This window comes from Corynebacterium sp. UMB4614 (assembly GCF_030217065.1).
GTDB lineage: Bacteria > Actinomycetota > Actinomycetes > Mycobacteriales > Mycobacteriaceae > Corynebacterium.
The window spans coordinates 1-236 of record NZ_JASONC010000126.1 but is presented as its reverse complement, the minus strand read 5'-3'; the positions used below and the strand labels follow the sequence as shown (position 1 = coordinate 236).

1 protein-coding gene is annotated in these 236 nt (G+C 55.5%); it reads left to right on the top strand.

Going from position 1 to position 236, the window contains the following annotated elements; genetic code table 11:
• A partial coding sequence (locus QP413_RS10185) for a hypothetical protein (protein ID WP_284781635.1) occupies positions 1–236 on the top strand: 236 nt, incomplete at both ends.

Here is a 236-nt window from a genome sequence, read left to right as displayed (position 1 = left end):
CCATGTCAGCTAACCCCAAGGTTGACCTCGACACGATTCTGCTGGATACCAAGACCGGCACGGTTAATACGACCATTGACAATCTGAATGGGAAGACTGCTCGGCCGAAGGCAGACCTCGACGCCAGTGCGCTGTTTGCAACCGATGATTTCGCTAAGGCGCAGCTTTACACGCTGGATCTGCAGCGTTCGATGCCATGGGCAAGCATGAACATCGACGGCCTGAATGCGCAGCAC